4 protein-coding genes are annotated in these 6104 nt (G+C 49.9%); all 4 read right to left on the reverse strand.

The features are described 5' to 3' along the window. Positions 1–9: 9 nt before the first annotated feature. A complete protein-coding gene (locus PKO02S_RS24860; protein ID WP_127587289.1) occupies positions 10–312 on the reverse strand; it encodes a hypothetical protein in 303 nt (100 codons plus the stop codon). A 64-nt stretch (positions 313–376) separates the two neighbouring features. Then, positions 377–2842, reverse strand: a complete 2466-nt coding sequence (locus PKO02S_RS24865; protein ID WP_127587291.1) for a carbohydrate binding domain-containing protein — start codon at positions 2840–2842, stop codon at positions 377–379. Positions 2843–3414: 572 nt separating this feature from the next. Next, positions 3415–5433 (reverse strand): hypothetical protein, encoded by a 2019-nt coding sequence (locus PKO02S_RS24870; protein WP_127587293.1) that lies wholly within the window; start codon positions 5431–5433, stop codon positions 3415–3417. 24 nt (positions 5434–5457) lie between these two features. Then, the coding region (locus PKO02S_RS24875; RefSeq protein WP_246067345.1) for an NAD(P)-dependent oxidoreductase at positions 5458–6104 on the reverse strand (647 nt) is incomplete at its 5' end.

The following is a 6104-nucleotide window of genomic DNA, read 5'->3' on the forward strand; positions in this document are numbered from 1 at the left end:
CCCAGTCATTTAAGCGATATAGTGGCGGGCGTAAGCGATATAAGTCGAGCCAGCCGTGGCGCTCATATAATTGCTTTCCAGGCCGAGCGGCGCCGTGGCGCTGGTATCGACCACCTTCACACTGTGTGTGCCGCTGTAAGCCTGTTCTGTCGATGCCGTAAAGCCCCCGGTTCCCCAAGTTTGCGTCCATCCCGTCGTGCCCGATTCGAAGCTGTAATTTGAGATGAGCATATCGGAAGCGAGCGCAGATACGGCCGTATACAGGACAAAAATCCAAAGGCCAATCAGAGCGGTTATCAGTTTTTTTTCCACTTTTCCAGCTCTCCCTTCACGATTAGTAAACAGGGAAGCCCGGAAGGCTTCCCGCAAAAGGTGCTTAAAACGCATACCGCATCAAATAGATTCCTTTGAAATACATTAAGTTGTTAAATTCATCCAATGTAATCCCAACGCCGCCATTCGTAGATGACAGCAGCGTCATCGCCTTCGTCGAGCCGTTAATCTTGAATAGTCGGGCGTTCTGGATGACCCCGTACACGTTGCCGTCCGGATGTGTGACCAGCGAAGCATCCCGCAGCACGACCGACGCGGCCGTCGGGTTGTAGACGACATCCGAGAATAGATCGCTGTTATGCACGAAGGCGCTCGTCGTCGGATTGTAAATCAGCAGCCGGCCGCCGGCCATCATCCAGATGTTGTTGTCCGGACCGACTGTCACTGCCGTGATCGCCTTCAGATTGGTGGTCGGCAAATTGATCAGCGAGGATGTGCCGTTAGCCGGATTGAACTTCAGAAGCTTCGCCTCGGTCTGCGTCGGAATCGCTCCGTTACCGCCCGATACCGAGGTTCCGCCATATAAGATGCCGGTGCTGCTATGGTAGGCCAGGGCGATGACACTGCGGTTCGAGGCGATATTATCGTAATACGTATGCGTGCCGGTTGACGGATTGTAGACGGTTAGCGACCCGTTCAAATAGCCATTTTTCGGTGCGGTACCGATAAACAGCTTGCCCCCGCCGCTCGCCATTCCGAACGGTCGGTCCTGATTATGACCGGACAGCCGGAACAGTTCCACGGGATTCGAGCCGCTCGGCATCGTCCACGGCGCAAGCGGATCATGCTCCATAATTTTCGCATCCGGATATACACCGTAATACAGCTTGCCGTTCAGGGACGTAATCCCTTCCGCCTGACCGACACCGCGCAAGGTCGGAGTGTTCAAATCCGAGCGCATCGTCGTATAAACGCCAGTGCCTCCGTTCAAGTAGCCGCTCGAATATATTTTATTATCCGCTCCTCTGGCGATGCTTTCGATTGTCGTCGGCGCACTCGGCACCGTAATCTCCGCAAAGCGGGTCAGTCCAGACTGCAAATTATACTGGAACATGGCCACCTTGCCAGCGGTATTGCCAATCATGACGAGCGTATAACCGGGATATGTGGTTTGGTCGTTGAGCTGCACCCAACCGAACTCACGCGGTGTAAACGGTGTTGTCAAACCCAGATTCGTTTCCGATTTGGCCGCAATGTTGTATTTGTGTAGCACACCCGCCTTCGTGTAGTACACATCGCCGGCACGTTCAGGGGAAACACCAAGCGAATTGACACCCGAAATCGTATAATCGACCGTCGTTACCCCGGCGGGTGTCACATTCAGCACCGGCATTTCGTAGCTCGGGTACATGAGCGGGAATAACTTGCCGCCGGTAAAATCGAGATAATAGACATACTGCTCTCCTGAATACGCGGCCGGTAAAATGTTCGACGACGTCCCCGTGCTGTGGTTGTAGCGAATCAGATTCGCATGGGCACCAACGCCGAGATAACTCACGTTGTTAGTCGGATCATGCCGTATGCTTTTCATAATCGATTCTCCGGTAAACGTTGTGCCGATTTGTTGCTTGCCGACACCCGGCGTATATTTGAAAAACTTTACGCCGCCGTTGCCAGTTGCTCCATAGATGCTGCCTCCCGCACCCGGGGCTACGTCCCAGATGAAAACTTGGCCGGATATCCCCTGTCCGAGATCGACAACCGAGCCTTGGCCAGGTGTATACTGGTAAAGCCTGCCGTTGGTGTACGAACCGACGTAGATTTTCCCATCGGTCGCTGTAGTTGCGTTCCATGCTCCTTCCGCTCCGGGCAAATTGAAGACGCTGCCGGCCGTCATCGGATTGATCGAAAGAGCCACAAGCTTGGCGTCTGTCCCGACCGCGCCGTCGATGACAGCGTAAATAACGTCACTCCCATGCACGTCTTTACCGAAGGTAGCGCCACGGACGTTCTCGATCGTCATTTGCACGCCGATATTGGTCCAGTCCTTCGTAATAAGAATGTCGTCATAGTACGCGGTACCGACATTTGGCGTATGCGAAAAAATAAGTACCGTCACATATGCCGTATTTGCCGGGGCTGTCGCCTTCACCTTGAGCGTTCCCCAGTCATTTACCGGTGCTGTTGCGGTTGAATAATAATACGAACCGGAAATGAGTGTTTTCGTGCTCGTCCAGAAGCGCAAATAAATCGAAGCTTCCCCTGAAGCGATATAGTGGCGGGCATAAGCGATATAGGTCGAGCCGGCCGTGGCGCTCATATAATTGCTTTCCAGGCCGAGTGGCGCCGTGGCGCTAGAATCAACTACCTTCACGCTGTGTGTGCCGCTGTATGCTTGCTCAGTCGATACCGTAATGCCCCCACTGCCCCATGATTGCGTCCATCCCGTCGTGCCCGATTCGAAACTGTAATTTGAGATGAGCATATCGGCGGCCGATGCCGTACCAAGTGCGAACATGCCGCATAATAAGCTAGCCAACAGAAGAACGATCAAGCTTTTCCTTTTCATGAAATCACCTATCCCTTTATTAGAGGTAATTCCAGGCACTTGTATCCCGGCAGATTCGAATCCGATCAAGCTGTCCTTCCAATAGTTGGGGTGTTGGCATTTGTCTCGATATCCATTGCCTAAGACGGGTTTATGTATCCTCCTTCCACTCAATCGTTGTGAGCCTTGACAAACCAAGTCTACCAACGGAGGGCATTGAATGTATGACAATCAACTAAAAAATATAGCCAATTCTTCAGAAATTTGTGAATCACCTTCACAACGCATAACGAGGTGAAAAGCGTTGGTCCCGCAGCGTCATCATCGCGCACATGAGACTGTCTCAAAAGCAACTTTTGGGACAGCCTCGGCAACAAAAATGATGACATATTGAAAAAACAAGGAGCTAGGCGATTCGTTCTCGCGTAGCTCCTTGTTTTTTGCATCCACTGCGGCCTTCTTATTTTAATAATGAGCAGGGGAAAGCCACCCGATAGCAATTTTGAGCCATGGATAGAAATAATTTAAACACATCTCGGACATGAATCTTTATTAGCCATACCACTTTCTCAATTTGGTTTTATGATATTTCATTAATTACTAAAGCATAATACCGCAACAGCCCATGCCGGCAAATGGAGCACGCATTTTTTTTCAGTTTCGCGCAGAATGATCGGATCTGTTGCGTAAACTAATGAAGCCTTCCCTCCGATACCGTCAGATGGATAAACCTCAACATTTGCTGCAGGATCAAAACTCGGATTGAATAAGATGATCAGATGATTTTGAGATGTCGTGTCAAATCGGAACCAGAATACGATCGGACATAAGGATTTAAGCTTAAAGGGAACACGCTCCGTTAACATATAGGCAGAAAGTTGAGACATCTGCAGCATACGCTGCGGGGAAAGAACGTGATTCCATGGCAAATGTCCGACAACCGCGACCGGTTCTCCCCCCTCCGGATGATAAAGTGTTAGTGCCGCACCCAGCTCGTCATAGGCCGGGTTAAGTAACTTACTCAAAACCTGAGTTTGCGGAAGAGGTTGAATCGCGAAGCTCTGTAAATTAAAATAAGCCAAGGTTACCGCCCTGATATAACCCGCAGCCTCTCCATTCAACGGGTGATCCGTAAACCTCTCGAATACTCCCGCGGAATAGGCTTGCAGGTTTTCAACCCCTATTCGGGCTCCCAAGCCTTGGGCAATATAAATTTGCGCGGCTTCTCCATCGAGAATTAAGGGGAACCGCAGAAGCTGTTCAATTTCATCTCGGCTCATTCCTCTTGCTACCTGACCGCTAACGATATTCCCTCCAATGAAAGGAGATTTATCGTCCCCTACGGAGCTTCCTGTGAACGGTAACCCTGCCTGCTGCAGCACAAGCGGAATTTGATATTTGGGATAAAGCATTTCCCTAATCTCTGTAACAGCCTCATCTTGATAAGAATAATTCTCGAAGTGCTTCAAGGAATACGGCAAACTCCAACCGATCGATTTGGAGTTTTTCACCAGCAGCGAGACTTGCTCCCAACGGGGGTGATCAAGCTCCAGTCTTGAGAACGAATCATCATAAGTCGCCAAAGAATTTCCAGCCAGATCAAGCATATTAAACATAATCCCATCCAGGTCTGCTGTCAGGGTAACCAATAAACATTCAAGTGCTGTCATCTGTACGCTTTTGGAGCCTAAGGTATAGGGATAATTTTCTACTTCATAGGCAGATTTCACTTCTTTTGGCAGAGCGGAAATGCTTTTTTGCACGGAATACAACTTGCTGAGCAAATCCTTAGGACGTTCGTCATTCCAAAATCCGCCTCCGGGACGCAGCCAAGCCTGTCCCTTATGGATCGAACCCATGCCTTCAAACCAGCTCTTGAAATTTACTTGGGCATCCAGCAGCCAAGTCATATCGCATACCATAAATCCATATTCCGCCCCGGGATGTCCTTCGTTGATACCTTCGACGCAAGCGTTCAACAGGTGTTGCATCACCTCGCTATTCCGCTGAATCCAGGCTTTTCTCAATCCTTGGTCCCGTTTAAATCCTGCCACAAGCTCTTCGCGTGAATAGCCGGCGCCTTGCCGATCATTAAAATCACTTAAGCAAAGCGGGCAGAAACATCCCCACTTCACAGGATGATGAGCATTAAAGCGAATGTCATCATCGATCCAATATTTCGTTGCACCCGCTTCCGCAAAACGCTTGTATTTATATTTGACATATTCTAGAAAGGTAGGATCCGCAGGACAGCTGCAATGAGCCGAAGCTGCGCCCGTATAACAGACCATCTCCTGCCAGGGCAATCGGGGTGCCGCTTCCCCTCCCTCGTCTGAATGTCCCAGCGTGTTTAGTATATTAATGACCGGAATAAACCCGGCTTCCCTTGTTCGTTTTACCGCATAGGTAAGAAATTCGGCTCTTTTGTCAATCTCCTCTACTTGGAGATACCGCCAATCCATTCCGTCCCCTTCCGTAAAAAAACTAATTTCCCGGCTAATCTCCGCATGGTTTTGTAGAAAAGCCAGCAAACGATCCAGTTTTTCCGCATCCTTGTATTGGGGCCAAAACACGCGTTGGGTATATAACATACGCATGATTCCTTTCAGCAAACAAATGGGTCCCGCTTTACTTGCTTATCTCATGGCAATTTCTTTCCCATTCACAATATGCTTAGGGAGCTCGCCGCTAAACAAACGGGAAATTTCCAAGGCCGCAAATCTCTGCAATCGCGCCATGGATTCTTCCGAGTACCAGGCGCAATGGCTGGTAATGATGCAGTTGTCCAGCTTCAGCAACGGACTTTCAAGGGAAAGCGGCTCTTCCTCCGTTACATCCAATGCCGCACCCGCAATCCGCTTACTCTTCAGAGCATGATACAAATCCGTTTCTTCGATTACTCCCCCCCGAGAGGTATTGATTAGAACGGCGTGGCTGCGCATCTGCTCTAAGGCCATCTTGTTAAAGACATGACGCGTGCTTGCGTGAAGCGGCAGATGAATGGAGATCATATCGCTTGTTTGCAATAATGACTCCCAGCTTGCCTGCTTAACTCCCTCCTGCTCAAATATCTCTTCACTTACAAAAGGATCATAGCCTTGGACGTGAATGCCAAATGCCTTGGCCCGATATGCTACTGCTCTTGCGATATTGCCAAATCCGGCTAATCCCAATGTTTTATCCCGCAGGCCAAAGATCGGACGAAATGGCGCGATCTGCCAAACTCCGGCTAATCCCAATGTTTTATCCCGCAGGCCAAAGATCGGACGAAATGGCGCGATCT

The sequence above is a fragment of the Paenibacillus koleovorans NBRC 103111 genome, assembly GCF_004000845.1.
In the GTDB taxonomy this organism is placed as follows: Bacteria; Bacillota; Bacilli; order Paenibacillales; family NBRC-103111; genus Paenibacillus_AA; species Paenibacillus_AA koleovorans.